The 17,590-nt window shown below is 38.0% G+C and carries 18 protein-coding genes; 11 read left to right on the top strand and 7 right to left on the bottom strand.

The genetic code is table 11. The annotated features are described in order from the left end of the window. Nucleotide 1: 1 nt before the first annotated feature. From ABNX05_RS07045 to ABNX05_RS07035, 3 genes are all read left to right on the top strand, one after another. Complete coding sequence (locus tag ABNX05_RS07045) at nucleotides 2-910, top strand: RluA family pseudouridine synthase (RefSeq protein WP_349659104.1); 909 nt, start codon at nucleotides 2-4, stop codon at nucleotides 908-910. 1,243 nt (nucleotides 911-2,153) lie between these two features. Beyond that, on the top strand, nucleotides 2,154-3,530 hold the full coding sequence (gene mgtE, locus ABNX05_RS07040) for a magnesium transporter (RefSeq protein WP_349659080.1): 1,377 nt from the start codon (nucleotides 2,154-2,156) through the stop codon (nucleotides 3,528-3,530). Between the two features lie 53 nt (nucleotides 3,531-3,583). Beyond that, nucleotides 3,584-3,985 (top strand): hypothetical protein, encoded by a 402-nt coding sequence (locus tag ABNX05_RS07035; RefSeq protein ID WP_349659079.1) that lies wholly within the window; start codon nucleotides 3,584-3,586, stop codon nucleotides 3,983-3,985. 65 nt (nucleotides 3,986-4,050) lie between these two features. On the opposite strand, the gene ABNX05_RS07030 is transcribed toward ABNX05_RS07035, so the two are convergent. Beyond that, a complete protein-coding gene (locus ABNX05_RS07030; RefSeq protein WP_079559573.1) occupies nucleotides 4,051-4,575 on the bottom strand; it encodes a CotY/CotZ family spore coat protein in 525 nt (174 codons plus the stop codon). Between the two features lie 133 nt (nucleotides 4,576-4,708). On the opposite strand from ABNX05_RS07030, the gene ABNX05_RS07025 reads away from it, so the two are divergent. The 6 genes from ABNX05_RS07025 (at nucleotide 4,709) to ABNX05_RS07000 (ending at nucleotide 7,661) form a co-directional block, all read left to right on the top strand. Beyond that, nucleotides 4,709-5,113: a YhcN/YlaJ family sporulation lipoprotein gene (locus ABNX05_RS07025; protein WP_349659078.1), complete on the top strand. Its 405-nt coding sequence runs from the start codon at nucleotides 4,709-4,711 to the stop codon at nucleotides 5,111-5,113. Continuing rightward, a complete protein-coding gene (gene spoVAC / locus ABNX05_RS07020) occupies nucleotides 5,113-5,568 on the top strand; it encodes a stage V sporulation protein AC (protein ID WP_349659077.1) in 456 nt (151 codons plus the stop codon). Before ABNX05_RS07025 ends, spoVAC begins: the two co-directional genes overlap by 1 nt. Beyond that, complete coding sequence (locus ABNX05_RS07015) at nucleotides 5,562-6,557, top strand: stage V sporulation protein AD (RefSeq protein WP_349659076.1); 996 nt, start codon at nucleotides 5,562-5,564, stop codon at nucleotides 6,555-6,557. The genes spoVAC and ABNX05_RS07015 overlap by 7 nt, the downstream gene beginning before the upstream one ends. Before the next feature lie 16 nt (nucleotides 6,558-6,573). Continuing rightward, nucleotides 6,574-6,933, top strand: coding sequence for a stage V sporulation protein AE (gene spoVAE / locus ABNX05_RS07010; protein ID WP_349659103.1), 360 nt, complete (start codon nucleotides 6,574-6,576; stop codon nucleotides 6,931-6,933). Nucleotides 6,934-6,998: 65 nt separating this feature from the next. Beyond that, on the top strand, nucleotides 6,999-7,175 hold the full coding sequence (locus ABNX05_RS07005; protein WP_079559577.1) for a YjcZ family sporulation protein: 177 nt from the start codon (nucleotides 6,999-7,001) through the stop codon (nucleotides 7,173-7,175). 237 nt (nucleotides 7,176-7,412) lie between these two features. Next, a complete protein-coding gene (locus ABNX05_RS07000) occupies nucleotides 7,413-7,661 on the top strand; it encodes a stage VI sporulation protein F (RefSeq protein WP_079559578.1) in 249 nt (82 codons plus the stop codon). Nucleotides 7,662-7,782: 121 nt separating this feature from the next. Here the strand turns inward: ABNX05_RS07000 and ABNX05_RS06995 are convergent, their stop codons facing one another. The 3 genes from ABNX05_RS06995 to ABNX05_RS06985 form a co-directional block, all read right to left on the bottom strand. Continuing rightward, nucleotides 7,783-8,211, bottom strand: a complete 429-nt coding sequence (locus ABNX05_RS06995) for a GNAT family N-acetyltransferase (RefSeq protein WP_349659075.1) — start codon at nucleotides 8,209-8,211, stop codon at nucleotides 7,783-7,785. 3 nt (nucleotides 8,212-8,214) lie between these two features. Then, complete coding sequence (locus ABNX05_RS06990; protein ID WP_349659074.1) at nucleotides 8,215-8,730, bottom strand: YjcG family protein; 516 nt, start codon at nucleotides 8,728-8,730, stop codon at nucleotides 8,215-8,217. A gap of 81 nt (nucleotides 8,731-8,811) precedes the next feature. Then, nucleotides 8,812-9,531 (bottom strand): alpha/beta hydrolase, encoded by a 720-nt coding sequence (locus ABNX05_RS06985; RefSeq protein ID WP_349659073.1) that lies wholly within the window; start codon nucleotides 9,529-9,531, stop codon nucleotides 8,812-8,814. Between the two features lie 112 nt (nucleotides 9,532-9,643). Here ABNX05_RS06985 and ABNX05_RS06980 point away from each other — a divergent pair, with 112 nt between their 5' ends. Then, nucleotides 9,644-10,225, top strand: a complete 582-nt coding sequence (locus ABNX05_RS06980; RefSeq protein WP_349659072.1) for a phosphatidylglycerophosphatase A family protein — start codon at nucleotides 9,644-9,646, stop codon at nucleotides 10,223-10,225. A 392-nt stretch (nucleotides 10,226-10,617) separates the two neighbouring features. Here ABNX05_RS06980 and ABNX05_RS06975 read toward each other — a convergent pair whose 3' ends face one another. From ABNX05_RS06975 to ABNX05_RS06965, 3 genes are read right to left on the bottom strand one after another with little or no spacing between them, the layout of a single operon-like run. Next, the gene (locus ABNX05_RS06975; protein WP_349659071.1) at nucleotides 10,618-12,411 is read right to left on the bottom strand and encodes an ABC transporter substrate-binding protein; all 1,794 of its coding nucleotides are present in this window, start codon (nucleotides 12,409-12,411) and stop codon (nucleotides 10,618-10,620) included. Nucleotides 12,412-12,427: 16 nt separating this feature from the next. After that, nucleotides 12,428-13,924: an ABC transporter permease gene (locus ABNX05_RS06970; RefSeq protein ID WP_349659070.1), complete on the bottom strand. Its 1,497-nt coding sequence runs from the start codon at nucleotides 13,922-13,924 to the stop codon at nucleotides 12,428-12,430. A 14-nt stretch (nucleotides 13,925-13,938) separates the two neighbouring features. Continuing rightward, complete coding sequence (locus ABNX05_RS06965; RefSeq protein WP_349659069.1) at nucleotides 13,939-15,369, bottom strand: ABC transporter permease; 1,431 nt, start codon at nucleotides 15,367-15,369, stop codon at nucleotides 13,939-13,941. Nucleotides 15,370-15,826: 457 nt separating this feature from the next. On the opposite strand from ABNX05_RS06965, the gene ABNX05_RS06960 reads away from it, so the two are divergent. Then, nucleotides 15,827-17,566 (top strand): ABC transporter ATP-binding protein, encoded by a 1,740-nt coding sequence (locus tag ABNX05_RS06960; protein ID WP_349659068.1) that lies wholly within the window; start codon nucleotides 15,827-15,829, stop codon nucleotides 17,564-17,566. Nucleotides 17,567-17,590 lie beyond the last annotated feature (24 nt).

The following is a 17,590-nucleotide window of genomic DNA, read 5'->3' as shown; positions in this document are numbered from 1 at the left end:
AATGGATACAAGATTTACACTGCATTTTATAGCGGAAAAGGAAGGCCAACTACTAAGGGAGGCCTTAGCTGAATGGCGCATCTCCAAGCGAGCTTTAACAGCTATAAAATTTGAGGGAGGCTTACTGACAGTAAATGATGTCGAACGCAATGTTCGACATCCTCTTCACATTGGCGATCGAGTTGAAGTTACATTCCCTCCTGAAGAAAAAAGTGAGGGGCTTGCTGTTGAACATGGTGAACTTTCTATTATTTACGAAGATGAAGCAATTTTAGTGCTTAGTAAGCCAGCATATCAAAGTACGATTCCTTCGCGTGAGCATCCAACACATAGCGTAGCGAATCTAGTATGTGGTCATTTTCAGCAGCAAGGTTTAGCATCAACGGCTCATATCGTCACGAGACTTGACCGTGATACTTCTGGCTTGCTATGCATTGCCAAACATGCTCATATTCATCATTTAACGGGACTTGCACAGCGTAGCGGAGAGATTTCTCGACAATATGAAGCCATTGTACATGGACATGTGGCACGAGATGTACAATCAATTATTGCTCCTATTGGACGCAAGGAGACGAGCATTATTGAGCGTGAGGTGCGTGAGGACGGTCAATTTGCGCATACAGATGTGACAATATTAAGGCACTTTTATTTACAGGGTGAACCGATGACACATATACAACTAAAGTTGCACACAGGGCGAACACACCAAATTCGTGTGCATATGGCCTATGTGGGACATCCACTTGTTGGAGATGAACTTTATGGTGGAAGTCGTGATCATATAAATAGACAAGCATTACATTGTGTGTCCTTAAAGATGCTTCATCCTTTGACCGGTGAAAGGTTACAATTTACAAGTAACGTAAATGAAGATATGCAGCAATTATTGAATGACTCCTTAGTTTGAAGTTTAATTCTTCAAACCTCTTTAGTTCACGAAGCGTGAAACCTATTACTGAATCATGTTATATATTTAAGGAGATGTTCGCACAAACGGGCATCTCTTTATCATTTTATAAGTTTTCTTAAAAACATCGTAACAGAAAATCAATTTCGCCTTGGCGTAATTGCGTCCGGATTTTGAATTGTGCTCGCACAATTCATTCAATTCAAAATCCGTGACATCCGCCGGAGGTTTTGGGCCAACAAATGTTTTCTGTGTGAAAGCGCAGTGCTAACGTAGCGTCAGCAACATGATGTTGGTCACTCAGTCGTTGCCACAGGACGTGGCGCTCTTAGATTGAGTTCCTCTATTTCAGTAGGTGTCTTTGCATCATTTGAAAGGAACCATATTCATCTCATTACTTTCAAAGGTGGGAATCTTCTGCTGAGTGAAGATAAACCGATTGTAGGGTATAGTAGAGTAGAGGATTTTTTAGGTATATTACGATAACGTGTGTTTGATTTCCGTTTCGACTGGGCGCTTTGCCGCTGCCGCTACGCTTTCGCGCAGTTAAAACATTTGCTGGGCACTACGCTATCGCACAGAAAACATCCGCTTCACTGCAGGGTCTCGGGCCAACAGATGTCTTTTGCGCGAAAGCGTGAGTGCAACGTAGCGGCAGCAGGTTTTGGTTTTGTTTGTGCGAAAGCGCAGCGACAGCAACAGCAGGATGTTGGTCACGAAGGCGTTATCACAGGACGTGATGCTCTTAGCCTTCGTTCCTCTATATCGCTGATCCCCAAGGAGTCGCCCAGTCGGAACGGAAATCAACTATTTATGGCATACGGTTAATAAATGTCATCTCCAACTTTTGGTGAGGAGCTAGTTTTTATTCAGTAAAGGTGAAAAATAGAAACATTTATCTACAGATTTATCCAATTAGATTGCGGAGATGTTGTAGGATGCTATGTAGTAAAAAAAGGGTTTGCAGAAAAGGCATCATACACTCTATTATATAAAAGGTAGATTTACGGAATTGCCCGTATTAATGATTTAACTTATTTCAGCAAATGTTTTCTGTGCAGAAAGCAAAGCACAGGTACAAATGAATTTACTTTTCGGCGGTTGGTCAAACACCCGCTGAAATAATTTAAAGCCTCCGGCGGATGTCACGGAATCGGATAGGAGTTCTTTGTGCAAGCACAAAGCCGATTTCGGACGCAATTATGCCGAGGCATAATTGATTGCTCGGAAGGAGGGGACAAGCATGATAGAGGAAAGAAATGAAAAGGATGATGTGCAATTCGACGAGGCACGTTTGCGAGAAATGCTCGAAGCACATGATATAAACGCATTCCGCGATGAGTTTTTAGAGCTTCATCCATATGATCAGGCAACGTTTTATGAGAAGGTGGAGCCTGATATACGAAAGACCATCTATTCGTTCTTGTCTCCGTCGGAAATGGCTGATATTTTTGAGGCAATCGAAATAGATGATGATGAATACACAGCGTATCTGGCTGAGATGGATCCGTCATATGGTGCAGAAATGCTTTCTCATATGTATGCAGATGATGCGGCAGACGTTTTAAATGAATTGGATACGGAACAACGTGAAAGCTATTTAGGCATGATGGATGAGGAAACTGCTGAAGAAATTAATGAGCTTTTAAGATATGACGAAGGCACTGCGGGTTCTATCATGACGACTGAATATGTAGCGATACCAGAAAATTCTACTGTTCGTTCAGCGATGGCGATTTTACGGAAAGAAGCACCGGATGCTGAAACCATTTATTATATTTTTGTCGTGGATGAAGCACATCGATTAACAGGTGTTGTTTCGCTTCGTGATTTAATCATTGCGGATGAAGATACTCGTATACGTTCAATTATGAATGAGCGTGTTGTGATGGTGCACGCAGGGGATGACCAAGAAGAGGTTGCCCAAATTATGAAGGACTATAACTTCTTAGCGACACCAGTTATTGACGATAAGGGTGAATTACTAGGGATTATTACAGTCGACGATATTATCGACGTTATTGATGAGGAAGCATCGGAGGATTACTCTAAATTAGCGGGTATTTCCGATATGGATAAATTTGATACAACCTCGTTCCAGGCAGCTAAAAAACGTTTACCATGGCTTGTCATATTATTATTTTTAGGGATGTTGACTGCAAATTTGATGGGACAGTTTGAGGCAACGTTAGAACAGGTTGCGTTACTCGCAGTGTTTATCCCTCTTATTTCAGGTACTTCTGGAAATAGTGGAACACAGGCATTAGCGGTAGCTATTCGAGGAATTGCGACAGGAGATGTTGAAGAACATAGCAAGCTAAAATTACTCTTACGTGAAGCAGGCACAGGCTTAATGTCTGGAATTGTTTGTGGACTGATTGTGATCGGTATCGTCTATATTTGGAAACAAGAGCTTATACTTGGAATGCTAGTAGGAGCAGCGCTTTGTGGTTCAATTTTAGTAGCAACGCTTGCAGGTTCTTTTATTCCATTGCTCATGCATCGCATGAAAATTGATCCAGCTGTTGCATCTGGTCCATTTATTACAACATTAAATGATATTACAAGTATTTTAATTTACTTAGGTTTGGCGACAACATTCATAAGCAAAATAGGCTGAGAACCAATTTTCTTCCTTTCGCATATTGTATGAAAAAAAGGGAAGTGAGTAATGTGGGTCAAGAGCCACGCTTATTTATAAAGTCACCATCCTATTTTCTAAATATTTCTAAGGTGCTACATGAACTTGATTTGGATGAAAGTACGTCAGTGTATCTAAAGGACGGCTATTTCAATGAACAGGCGATTGAAGAAAAAGAAGAAGTGGTTGAAGAAGAACAAATAGATCCGTATTTACTAAAGCAACTTCAATTTTTAGAAAAGCCATTTCGGCAAAAAGCATATCAACCGTTAGTCGTATGTTTAAAGGATGGTCGAAATTTACGAGGTAGTGCATCTAATGTAGAGACGGATTCATTGATGCTTACTTCTTTTGAATTAAAGACACAAGAAATTATTTATTTTGAGGACATAGAACAAGTATTATGGCGGGGTAAACAATTACCTACTTTATGAAAAAAGTGTACAGCAGAGGATGCTGTACACTTTTTTTTATGTGTAGTGTGTCAAAGGAGAAAAGATTATTCACAAATCCCTAAGTCTACATCAGCAATACATTGTACAGCACAGAAGCACGATAAATCTACAGTAATACAGCTCTCAGTGGAATTCCAATCATCTACTTTGCATATTTTTTTCATGTTGACACAGCAACCGTCTCGACTTAATAGATCGACTGTACTTTCACTGGAGTCAAATGAACATAAAGGTTCTAAAACACGCAAGGTAGCGCAGCACTCATCAAACATATCTTCTACTCGGAAAAATACGGATGTACATATACATGGATCCGCTGTTGGAGAACTGAAAAATGCTTTAAAAGGAGTACCATCTTTTGTAATTAACATAAATACACGTGTATCTGCATGAGAGCGTGCTGGACTTACGATGCCTCCCAGTGGTTCTAGGAAACAGTTAGCTGTACATGGTTGACATTCTTCTCTCACCGCTTGATTCTGAATGTCTAAAATAGCGCGTACTACGTCACAAACGCAGCCTGCTGAATGGATTGGTCCAATAGGATTTGTTGGCTTGCCACAACCCATATTGTCACCTCCTTTCCTTGTTACTACTTCTACAATATGTACTTAAGAAAAATGGACTCGGGCCTTTGTATATATAGTTAAATGAATAGTTTTTTTATGGTTGGAGAAACTTTAAAGAAAAGGAGGGTAAAACTTGAAGCTATTAGGAATGATGTTACCTCTATTAGTCAGTTTATCGCTTTTAAGTGGTTGCGGTGAAAAAGAAAAATTTATTGTCTACGGTTCACCGGAAAATGAAAAAGAAGTTGAAGCCATATTAAAAGAGCAGAAATATGTAGACAAAACAACGGTAATCCAATACGACAATAGTATGCTTGTAGCAGTGCAAATTAAACCATGGGATAAATGGAAAAAGGCTAAATTAGAGAAAAAGTTGCAAAAGAAATTTGATGAAAAATACCCCAACAAAAAGGTTTTTGTCTCAACCGATTATAAAATATTTTATGAAGCCAATAAAATAAAAAGGGATCAAGTTGAAGATAATAAACTGAAAGATAAAATTAACGAATTGAAAAAGCTAGCAAAGGAGCAAACATAGTGGAAAAAGAACAATACCAGCAATTAGAACAAAATGTCACGCCGAAACCGCCTTATCTTAAAAATGTTGCAAAGGCATTTATAGTAGGTGGACTTATTTGTACGATCGGACAGGCCGTTTCACTTTTTTATATCATTTTCTTTAATTTTACTGAAGCGACTGCAGGAAATCCAACAGTTGCAACGATGGTATTTTTCGCCATGATTTTAACGGGTTTTGGCTTATATAAGAAAATTGGTCAATTTGCTGGAGCTGGATCAGCAGTGCCTGTTACAGGGTTCGGTAATGCTGTTATTTCTGCTGCCATCGAGCACAGATCTGAAGGATTAGTGCTTGGTGTTGGTGGAAACATATTTAAATTAGCTGGGTCCGTTGTATTATTTGGTGTTGTCTCCGCCTTTTTTGTTGCACTTATTAAATACATTCTTGTAACGATAGGAGTGGTTTCATGGTAATTGTCTTTCAATCGAAGCCATCCTTAATAGCAGCAGGTGTAGTAGCAGGCCCACTAGAGAAACGGAGTATATTTAGTCAACATTTTGATGCGACTTATGATGATGAACGTTGGCAAATGAAAACAAATGAACAAGGTCATCGAAAAATGGTGGAAGAGGCCTGTGAATTTGCCATGAAAAAAGCGGGTGTAAAAAATAAGGACATTGATTACTTTATGGGCGGCGATTTAGTGAATCAAATGACACCGACCAATTTTGCAGCTAGAGACTTAGAAATTCCTTTTATTGGACTCTTCTCAGCATGTGCTACCTCTATATCTTCAGTAATCGTTGCAAGCCTTTTAACTGAGGCAGGTGCCGCAAACTTTTCGCTCGCTGGTGCATCCAGTCAACACAATGCGGTGGAGCGACAATTCCGTTATCCAGTCGATTATGGTTCACAAAAGCCCCAAACTGCTCAATGGACGGTAACGGCTGCTGGGTATGCACTAATTGGTAAACATCAAGAGGAATATCCTTCTATTGAAGCAGCAACTGTTGGAAAATCGGTTGATTATGGTATGGATGATCCATTTCACATGGGTGCAGCGATGGCACCAGCCGCTTTTCAGACGATTCAATCACATTTAGAGCAGCGTAATCAAAAAATTTACCACTATGATTTAATTTTAACAGGTGATTTGGGTCAACTTGGCTTAAAACTTTTAAAAGGCATGTTCGTTGAAAATGGCATCAAAAGTGAGGAATTAAAACCTATACGTGATGCAGGTGCCGAGTTTTATGGACAGGATGAGGCATTTCAATCCGGTGCAAGTGGTGCAGGTTGTTCAGCAGCTGTTTTTTTTAGTTATGTAATTCAACAGATGCGAGCAGGTACTTATAAACGAGTTCTTCTTGTGGCGACTGGAGCATTACTGTCTCCGCTTACTTTTCAACAAGGCGAGACGATTCCATGTACGGCACATGCGATTGAAATTACAATGAAATGAGGTAAAAGCTATGGTAATGACATTTGTATTTGCATTTATTGTAGGTGGCATTATTTGTGCCATTGGTCAATTACTAATGGATGTTGGAAAATTAACGCCAGGACATACATTGAGTACTCTAGTCGTAATTGGTGCAATTCTAGACGGAATGGGCTTGTATGAGCCTCTCATTGATTTTGCAGGTGCTGGTGCAACCGTTCCAATTACGTCCTTTGGAAATTCTTTAACGCATGGTGCACTTGCTGAAGCAGAAAGGCATGGGCTTGTAGGCGTGTTAACTGGGATGTTTGAAGTAACAAGCTCAGGAATCAGTGCTGCCATTGTCTTTGGCTTTATCGGAGCATTACTTTTTAAACCAAAAGGAAATGTTGACTAGACGAATACCCCACCCATTTTTACAACCAAAACATATTATAGGTTGTAGAAGGGAGGGGTATTTTTATGGGATATCAAGGCTGGGGCTCGTATGGAGGGCACTCTGATGGTTGCTACGGAGGAGATTACGGCGGTTATTATGGCTGCGGATATTATGGCTATGGACATGGTCAGAGTTCAACGTTTGTTCTAATCGTTGTTCTATTCATTCTTCTAATCATTGTTGGTGCTACTATTATTTAGCTTCTTTCAGCTGAAAAAAGTTAAAGCTTTGTGCTAGCGCAAAGCCGATTCCGGACGCAATTATGCCGAGGCATAATTGATTTGACTAATGTGACAGTCGATAAGAGGCTTTAGCTTTTCTTCAGAGTGCTTTATTATCTGAATAAAGTTTAAAGCCTTCACTATTTTTCGAATGTTTTCATAAATTAATAATGGAAATAAATTTTAACTTTAACTTTAACTGATAGGAGGGGGAACATGAATCGCGGATTTTTTAATTCAATTGAACAAAAAACTGGAGTATCGATGGATGAGATCTTCGCATTAGCAAATGCAATTCAACATGCTGATTTTACAAGTGAAAAACAAGTAAGAAAAATCGTACGACGCGTAAGTAAGGTGTCCAATAGACAAATTACGCAAGAGCTTGAAGATAAGTTAGTTCAATCTATTATTCAAGATGGTGCTTCACTAGACTTCGATAAAATCACTAAAATGATGAAATAATTTGATATATTTAAAAGGTTGGTTAAATGGACTTTCATTTAAAAATCAACCTTTAAAGTTTTGTAGAAAAATAAAAAAGGTGTTACGATATGCCGTAGCATTTTCGTAACACCGATTTGTATTAAATCGTTTTTTCCATAGCGCGATGTGGGATACCAGCATCCATAAATTCGGGAGATGTTACCGCATAGCCAAGCTTTTCATAAAAAGGAATAGCATAACTTTGTGCGTGGAGTTTTAGCTTTTTCTTATTTATTGAAATAGCGTACTTTTCCATTTCCCTCATAATTAAAGCACCGAGTTTTTTGCCTCGCTGATCTTGTAAAATACAAACACGTTCAATTTTTGCAGCATCGTCCACGATATTGCGTAAACGTGCAGCACCTACAGGGGCATTGTCTTCGTACATAATAAAATGCGTTGCGGATGCATCCTCAGCATCACATTCTAAATGCAGCGGCACACCTTGTTCTTCAACAAAAACCTGTTTGCGAACTGCGAACGCATCCTCGTGCTCTTTTGCTGTTTCCACAATCTTAACGTTGTACAAGGATTACTCAGCTCCTGACAATCGGAATGTTTCATATGTTGTCCACGAGCCATCTTCCAATTGGTATAAAAGATGAATACGATCAATTGTATCTTTTTCGTCAACGCCTGTCATACGTAGTTGGCCAAAAATGTCATCATGCTCGGAAGCTGTCATTTTTTGAGCAATCGTGATATGTGGTACAAATACATGTTTTGACTCACCAAAAGGTACTTTTTCTTCAAGTGCTTGATGGAATGCTGTTAATTGTTCAGTTGGTTCAATGCGGAAATAAATCGCATTTGTTGTAGGGAAAAATGAACTTATACGTAATGCATGAATGTTTAAAGGTGCATAGTTGGCAACAAGTTCATCTAATTGCTTTATAATAGTTTGAATATCATCTTCTGTCGCATCAAAGCTGTCCTTTAATGTAAGATGCGGAGTAATTTTCGCATAATGAGGATCGTATCGTTTACGATACGTATTCGCTAAATCTTGCAATTTTTTTGATGGAAATGCCACAATACCGTACTTCATAGGCCATTACCTCCCGAAAGTAAACAATTTTTTATTTAAGTATAACAGAAATTTCCGATTTCGTAATTTGATTCGTCTATATTAATTGAAATTTTCAATTAATGCGCGACGAAGATCAGGTTTCCAATATTTCCATGTATGATTGCCATTAAATTCTTCATAGAATATAGAAAATCCTTTGTCTAACATGAGATTATGAAGCTGACGATTTGGTGTTAAAAAATCTTTAATGGTTTTATCCATTGTGACAACTTTATCTTCTTCTTTTCCAACAATATGGTAAATGGAAATTGCGCCTGGATCTTTAAAATTCTCTACGGCTTGCAAAACATCTTCATCAACATACGGTGATTGTAAAATAACCTTTCCGAAAATACTTGGATATTTTAATGCGGCCATTAAGGAAGCGGTAGCAGCCATCGAGTCACCGATAACTCCACGACCCATTCCCATTTGATAGGTTGAATATTCAGCGTCTAAATAGGGCACAAGCTCGTGTGCTAAAAAACGAAGATATGCTTCATGTTGCTCTCCACTTGGAATATATTTAAGACGTCGATCCTTTATGTCCTTATAAGGAACGAATGCAATGATTAAATTTTCGATTTCATAGTCATCGATAAGTTCATCAGCAAGTTTTGTAATACCTCCAAGCTGGAAATAATCTTTGCCGTCTGATGCAATTAAAATATTATATTTATATAGTGGAGAATAATTTGCAGGAACATAAATATAGAGCAATAATTCCTCCTGTAAAGCTTCACTATAGAACTTTAAATCTTGTACAGTTCCCTTATCCAATGATGACACTCCTTCTCATGTTTGTATCGAAATTGTACCATATAGCTAAAGTAAAGGTATAATAGGTTGGGCTAGCACTATTCTAGCAATCAAATCGAAGTGAGGGATAGTTATGCATGATAAAAATACTCGCATACACTCTGATGAAGTAGCGAAGGCAGCTCAAGCTGCACTCATTCGTCGTGGTGTATCGCTAGAGGATATTGCTAAAATCGTTTATGAAATGCAAAAATCCTATAATGAAGGTTTAACATTAGACCACTGTGTTCATTCTGTTGAGCGTGTATTACGTAAGCGTGAAGTTCAACATGCTTTATTAGTAGGAATTGAATTAGATGAACTTGCAGAGAAAAAGTTATTGTCGGCACCGTTACAGCAAATTATTGAATCCGATGAGGGTTTATTTGGTGTGGATGAAACAATCGCACTTGGATCTGTCTTTACATACGGTAGCATAGCGGTAACAACCTTTGGCCACTTAGATAAGCAAAAAATCGGTATTATTAAGAAGTTGGACACAGAACCAGGACATCATGTAAATACATTTTTAGATGATTTAGTTGGCAGTATTGCTGCTTCAGCCGCATCACGTATTGCCCATCGTATGCGTGATTTAGAGGAAGAGGGCGAGACATTTGCAGACATTGAACCCGAAGATCTAGGACCAAAACCAAAATCACATCATGAGATTTAATAAGTATTAATAAAGATAACAGAGCCTTTTCCATGAAGGCTCTGTTTACGTTGTAAATAAAATAGGGCTTTTTGGCAAAGCGAGGGGTTGATTTCCGTTCCGACTGAGCGCTTTCCTGGGGGCGTCCGATGAGCCGCTTCACTTCGCTGCAGGGTCTCATCTGTGACGCTGATCCCCGAGGAGTCGCTCAGTCTCCACTCCAATCAACCACTTCACGCAGCATGTACCTTATGACGCATCTCTCAATTTTAAAGTGATAAATAAAACGGGAATTACAGGATAACATTCTAAAAAATTTATTAATCATTTTTCAACAATATAAACAGAGCCTCCTCGATAATATGAGGAGGCTCTACCTATTTAATGTCTATGAATCGTTTTGTATACCGTAATTAATCGTTATAGGCTTTTAAATATTCTTTTACCTTTTTACTGTCTGCTTCAAGCTTCAATCCAGTATTAATGAGTGGTGAAACAGTGGATACAGCAGTTTTTTTATTGCCTTGATAGTAGCTAATAAATTCATCTTGATTAATAGAGTAAAGAATTGCTTTACGTAGATCTACTGATTCTGAAACAGGGCGACCAGATGTATTCATTTGTAGATATGATACGGCATTACTATCAGCAGTATTTAACGTTAGTTTCGTATCAGATTTTACAATGTCTAGCTTTGTTTCTGGTACTGACTGGAGAACATGAATCTCACCATTACGTAATGCTGATAATGCACTATCGTTATCAGCGATAAAACGAACATTAATTTTTGCGATCTTCGGTTCATATTCACTACCTACACGGTAGGCAGGATTTTTCACAAATTGTGCTTCATAATCATTTTTCTTTATAAGAATGTAAGGACCGCTAGCGTAAAGATGGTTGTTGTATGTTGCTGTGCCTTCCGTCACGGTAGCTTGATCACCATAGGCGATATCCTTGTCTGGATTATAGGCTGCTACATCATATGTGTTAATGCTTGTTACTTGTTTTTCAGAAACGATACCACCAGATTGGTGCGCTAAATAATTTAACACTTGTGGGAATGGTGTTGGTGTTGTAATTTTAACAACTTGGTATGCTCCAGTTGCATTATTCACAGTCCCTTTGTCTTTTGCTAATTGCGTTACAGAAGCAGGGAGGTTTTGGGATAATGCATCTAATACAGACTGATCAGAGCCTGCAACTTTTTTCTTTTGTAATTCAGCTAAGTCAGAAACGATTTCGACTGTTTCAATATTTTCATGAAGACTATATGTGCGATGGTCTGGAACTGACTTTGAATCTTTTGCACGATTTAATGAGAATACAACGTCTTCTGCTGAAACCAATTCACCTGTATCAACGGCAGCACCATCTTTTACAGCAGCGAAGTTAAGATCATCACGTAAAATGAAATAATATTCTTGGTTCCCTTCAGCAATAGCATGATTATAAGATAATGAACCATCAGAAACGACTTCATCTGTATCTGTTAAGTTTACAAGTCGTACATACATATTCGTATTTAATGTATTAATAGAACCGTCATTCCCTTTAATAGGATCAAGAGATGTTAGCGAATCAATTGTTTGATGTAAAATCAACGGTTCAGTTGCATTTTTGGATGAATCATTGAATTCGATATTTTCCCATACTTGCGCACGGGATTTTGGTAGATGTACAGTTTTTGGGTTTACTAATTCAGAGTATATGCCTTGATATTTATTTGAAATATATAAAGGCGCAATATAAGCTTGATCGAATACTAAAAGCTGTTCTAATTCTTTATATTTTGCAGCGGCTTCATCACCTGTCAACGTACTTGCTTCCTCGATAAGCGCATCTAAACTTGAATCAGATACAATACTATAGTCACCGCCCGTTTTAAACAAACCACGAACAGCATAATCAGGATTCCCTGTTACTGTTGTCCAGCTAGAAAGAGCTAAATCATAATTGCCAGCATCTTTTTGTGCTGAAAATGAACCATAATCAGGTTGAATATTTAGTTTAACTTCAAAGCCATTTTTAACTAGTTGGTCTCGAACAATATTCATATCTTCCTCAGAAGCGGCCATCCCTAATACTTCAACTGTCTTTTTACCTTTCTCTTTTGAATCTTTACTACCTTCTACTTCAGTTTTTGTCTGTACACAGCCTGCTAATGCTAAGATGGCAATGAATAAGAATACAAGTAATCTTTTCATGTAAGAACCTCCATTATTAATTTGATTTTGGATCTAAAGCATCTCGTAACCCATCTCCTAAGAAATTAAAGGAGAGAACGAGAAGCATAATACAAAGACCTGGGAAAATAGCGACATAGGAATGTGTTTCCAGGTACGTACTACCGACTTTTAGAATATTGCCCCATTCAGGAATGTGTGGCTCAATGCCAAGCCCTAAAAAACTTAAACTACTTGTTGAAATTACAGCACCACCAATAGTTAATGTTGCTTTGACAATCATTGGTGCTAACGAGTTAGGGACAATATGTTTAAAAATGATTGCAGCATCAGATGCTCCTAATGCTCTTGCTGATTCTACGAATTCGAAATTAGAGAGCTGCATTACATTAGCGCGCATAGTACGAGCATAAGTTGGAATGGCTCCAACACTTAGTGCGATGATTAAATTCATCGTATTGGCACCAAACGCTGCGATAATGGCAATAGCTAGTAAAATTCCGGGAATGGCATATAAAATATCAAGACTTCGCATGATTATGTTGTCAGTCGCTTTCCCGTAATAACCGGAAAATGCTCCAAGTGCTCCGCCGATTAATGCAGGTATAATTGTTGAGAAAAATCCGACAATAAGCGATATTTGTGCACCGAAAACAATGCGAGAAAATAAGTCACGCCCGTAATTATCGGTGCCTAGTGGATATTCTAATGAAGGTGTTTGTAACAGTGCCCCATAGTTATTTTCAATAGCGAAGTCATAGTCAAATGTCCAAGAGCTTGTTACGGACAAAGAAAACATAAGCACTATGAAAAATAATCCGAAGACGGCCATCGTATTGCGTAAAATCTTTTCCCAAATTCTTTGCCATTTTTCAATTGTAGAGGGATTTGCCTTTCGAGCTTTTTGAATAAGGCTATACCCTAGCAATGTTGCAAATAGATTGCCAGTCAATGAGGCAATAAGCAGCAAAATGCCAGGTAACAGCATCCATTTTGGCGCAGCCTCGGAAGTCACAAATTTTGTACATAGCATTAACATCACGATAAAAAAGATTGCAAGGAGTAAGAAAAGACCCATTGCAAGTAAATAAGTATCTGTGACGTACGCTTTAAATAAGTTCAGTGCTGAAATTCCGATAATAAAAAGCTGAGTGATCAATGCATAAGCAGCAAAAGTATATTCAGCTGTCTTACTTTTTGAAATAAGTAAAAAAGCAAAGGATGTAGAGAAAATATTACCTGAAACGATTGTCAATAACAGTGGATAACCAAGTAATCGAGTGCTTTTTCGTATGTCACTATAGCTTGCTAAATCCTGTTTAATGCGTAAAGTTAGGAAACCAACATAAGCTGTGGTAATTGCATAAATGACAAAAAAGATTAAGACGATTGGTCGCCAACTTTGAGTAGAAAAATTATAGCTATAAGCTAGAAATAATAAAGAAAATAGAAAGGAAAAGACAAGTGTAAAATGTGAATTGACATATTCCTGTGTTATCTTCAAAAGTAGTTTGACATGTAAGCTGTTTTTCACGGGTGATCCCCCCTTTAAGACTTCTTCATTTTCGAGCGAATGCGTGGATCGAAAAAGGCATACATAATATCGATGAATAAATTTACAATTGAAATTGTAATAGCAATATAGACGACCCCACCGAGGATAGCTGGAATGTCCGGAATAAACTGCTTATCAACAATATAGCTACCGATACCACTAATATTGAAAACTTTTTCTGTAACAGATGCCCCGCCTAACATTCCACCAAAAAGAAGTCCAATCACTGTAATAATAGGAATCATAGCATTGCGAATAGCATGCTTTGAAATCACTTTAAATTCATTCAAGCCTTTAGCTCTCGCTGTAATAATGTAATCCTCATGTATAACCTCAAGCATACTGGATCGGGTCATACGGGCAATGGAAGCCGTAATGGATGTTCCTAAGACGATAATTGGCATTATTAAAGAAAGCCAGTTTTGAGGATTATATGTAGCTGGGAACCATTGCAGCTTTAAGGCAAACGTTAAAATAAATAGTAAGCCTTGCCAAAAGCTTGGAATGGATAATCCAATCAAGGCAATGAACATAAATGTATAATCCAAATATGAATTTGGACGAACAGCGGAAATAATGCCGACCGGAATAGCAATAGCGATAGCCATTAATAGTGATAGGATTGCTATTTCAAGTGTGACAGGAAATTTGTTTACAATGCTATGTGTAATAGTTTCTTTCCCTGCAAAGGAAGTACCTAAATCAAATGTGAAGAGACCAGATAATGCATTCCATAATTGAGATAAATATGGCTGATCCAAACCATGAATATGATTAAAGTTAGCAATTTGCTCAGCCGTTGCCGCAACACCAAGTAAGTTTCTCGCTGGATCGAATGGCGACAAATACAAAATTGTAAACACTAGTGTCGCGACACCTACAATAACAATGAAACTTTGTAGTATTCGTTCAATGATAAATTGTAGAAATGGATTCGCACACAATAGAAGGACTACATAAAATAAAACAGCTGGTAAAAAAGTAAGAGCAACGAAATTTTTATTTTTAAGTTGCTGACTAAAAAATTGTAAATAGGATGGATCTTCTAAACCATCCTTTAATAAATCTTGCTCTACTAACTGCTGTATTTTTGATTCTGTTAATTTCGAAGCAGTTTCCTGTAATTGTTTTTCTGAGACAAATTCATGAAAGAACTTAGCTTTGGCTAATTCTTGCTCAGCAAATTTAAATTGCCATTGTGCGAACAAACCCTTCTCTTTGTAGTACTGACTTCGTAGCTCAAAAGCTTGTCGGTATTGATGTGAAGGTTTTCTTTTCCGATAAGATAAGTATGTAAATGGGTGTACTAAAATACTTAAAAGAAAGAGTAGTACATTGTAAGACTTATGGTGCATGAGCTTTTGATAAACTGAAAAAAAGAATACATGTTCCTTAGTTGTAGAACGATCTTTTGAAATAACCATGCATTTCCTCCAGACATAAATAAAATAATAGATTTCAAAATGTGGACAAAAAAACATCAACACACGCGTAGTAGCTGACTCATTTTTGTAAGGCCCTATTGAACAGATTGCAGGGTGAAAGATTCAACTTCTTTCAGTAGAAAGAAGTTAAAGCCTCCGGCGGATGTCACGGAAATCGGAAAGGAGTTCAATAGAGGATATTAGCCTAAAATCATCGCATCCATGCGATAACGGCTAACTGACCTGCATCGGTAAAAACACCACGTCCTGTGGCATTACCGAAATGACCGACATCGTGTCGGCCCTCACGCAGGCCTAAGCACAAAGCCGATTCCGGACGCAATTATGCCGAGGCATAATTGATTATAATTATATTGTATAATTCCTATCAGTATTGTAAAGTATGGATTATACAAATAATTAAGTCAATCACAAAATTTACAAAAGGATGGATTGAATGAGTGAAAAGCTTCTAGAAATAAGCGATCTTCGTGTATCTTTTATAACGGGAGAAACAGAATTTGAAGCCGTTAAAGGCGTTAACTTTCATTTAAATAAAGGTGAAACACTCGGAATTGTAGGAGAGTCAGGTAGTGGAAAAAGTGTAACGGCTCGTTCAATTATGCGTCTATTACCATCACCACCTTCATTTCTAAAGTCAGGAAATATTTTGTTTAAAGGCCAAGAAATTACTTCATTGAGCGAAAAACAAATGGAGACAATTCGCGGACAAGATATTAGTATGATTTTTCAAGATCCAATGACATCTACAAATCCAACTATTCGTATTGGAGATCAAGTAGCTGAAAGTTTAATAAAGCATCAGTCAATGTCCAAAGCTGAGGCTTATAAGCAAACAATAGAGTTATTAAAGCTTGTAGGTATTCGAAATGCAGAAGAACGATATAAACAATATCCGCATGAGTTTTCAGGAGGAATGCGCCAACGTGTGATGATTGCCATGGCACTTGCTTGTCAACCATCTTTACTAATTGCAGATGAACCGACTACAGCCCTTGATGTAACTATTCAAGCGCAAATCCTAAAATTAATGCGAGACATGCAAAAAAAGATGGGCACCTCAATCATATTAATTACTCATGATTTAGGTGTTGTTGCTGGCATGTGCGATCGAATTATTGTTATGAAAGAAGGGGAGATTGTTGAGCAAGGTACAACAGAGGAAATCTTTGAAAATGCTCAACATCCTTATACTAAAAAATTATTGAATGCTTTACCAAAGCTCCATGAGAAAAAGCAGCCTAAGCAAATTACGAATGTACAGCTTGAAATAGATAAAAATAAACCACTAATCGAAGTGACACATCTTTCAAAGGAGTTCGCATTAGGGCATGGTCAAACGGTAAAGGCTGTCAACGATTTATCGTTCCATATATACCCAGGAGAAACATTAGGTTTAGTAGGTGAATCGGGCTCAGGAAAATCTACGACAGGTCGAACGATTTTACAGCTTCATCAGCCTACGAATGGTGAAGTTTTATATCAAGGTGTACCAATTACAAGACTAACGAAAAAGCAGCTTAAAGCAATGCGGCGTCATATGCAAATTATTTTCCAAGATCCATATTCCTCGTTGAATCCTCGAAAAAAAATAGTAGATATTATTGGGGAAGCTCTAGATATTCATAAACTCGTTAAAACGAATGAAGAGCGTCATCAGCGTGTGGAGGAATTACTTGAACTTGTAGGCTTAAACAAAGAACATGCAATGCGTTATCCGCATGAATTTTCAGGTGGACAACGCCAACGTATTGGCATCGCAAGAGCTTTAGCAGTGGAGCCAAATTTTATCGTTTGTGATGAACCACTTTCAGCCCTTGATGTTTCTATTCAAAAGCAGATTGTAGACTTGTTAAAGGATTTACAGCAGCGCCTAGGATTGACATACTTATTTATTGCTCATGATTTGTCTATGGTTAAACATATTAGCGATCGTGTAGCTGTCATGTATGGTGGGAAGATTGTAGAGCTTGCAGAAAGTGAGGAGCTGTACGCCAATCCACAGCATCCGTATACACAAGCTCTATTACACTCAATACCAATTCCGGATCCTTCGATAGAGAAGAAAAAATATATGGATACCGAACATATAGACAAACAAACACACTATGAGATAGAAAATAGTCAGCTTGTTGAAGTTTCTCCAAACCATTGGGTTGCTGTTGCAACTACATAGCTTGAATGTAGTAGCCTGATATTT

Source organism: Lysinibacillus zambalensis (assembly GCF_040183165.1).
Taxonomy (GTDB): domain Bacteria; phylum Bacillota; class Bacilli; order Bacillales_A; family Planococcaceae; genus Lysinibacillus; species Lysinibacillus zambalensis.
This window is presented reverse-complemented; position numbering and strand designations above follow the sequence as displayed.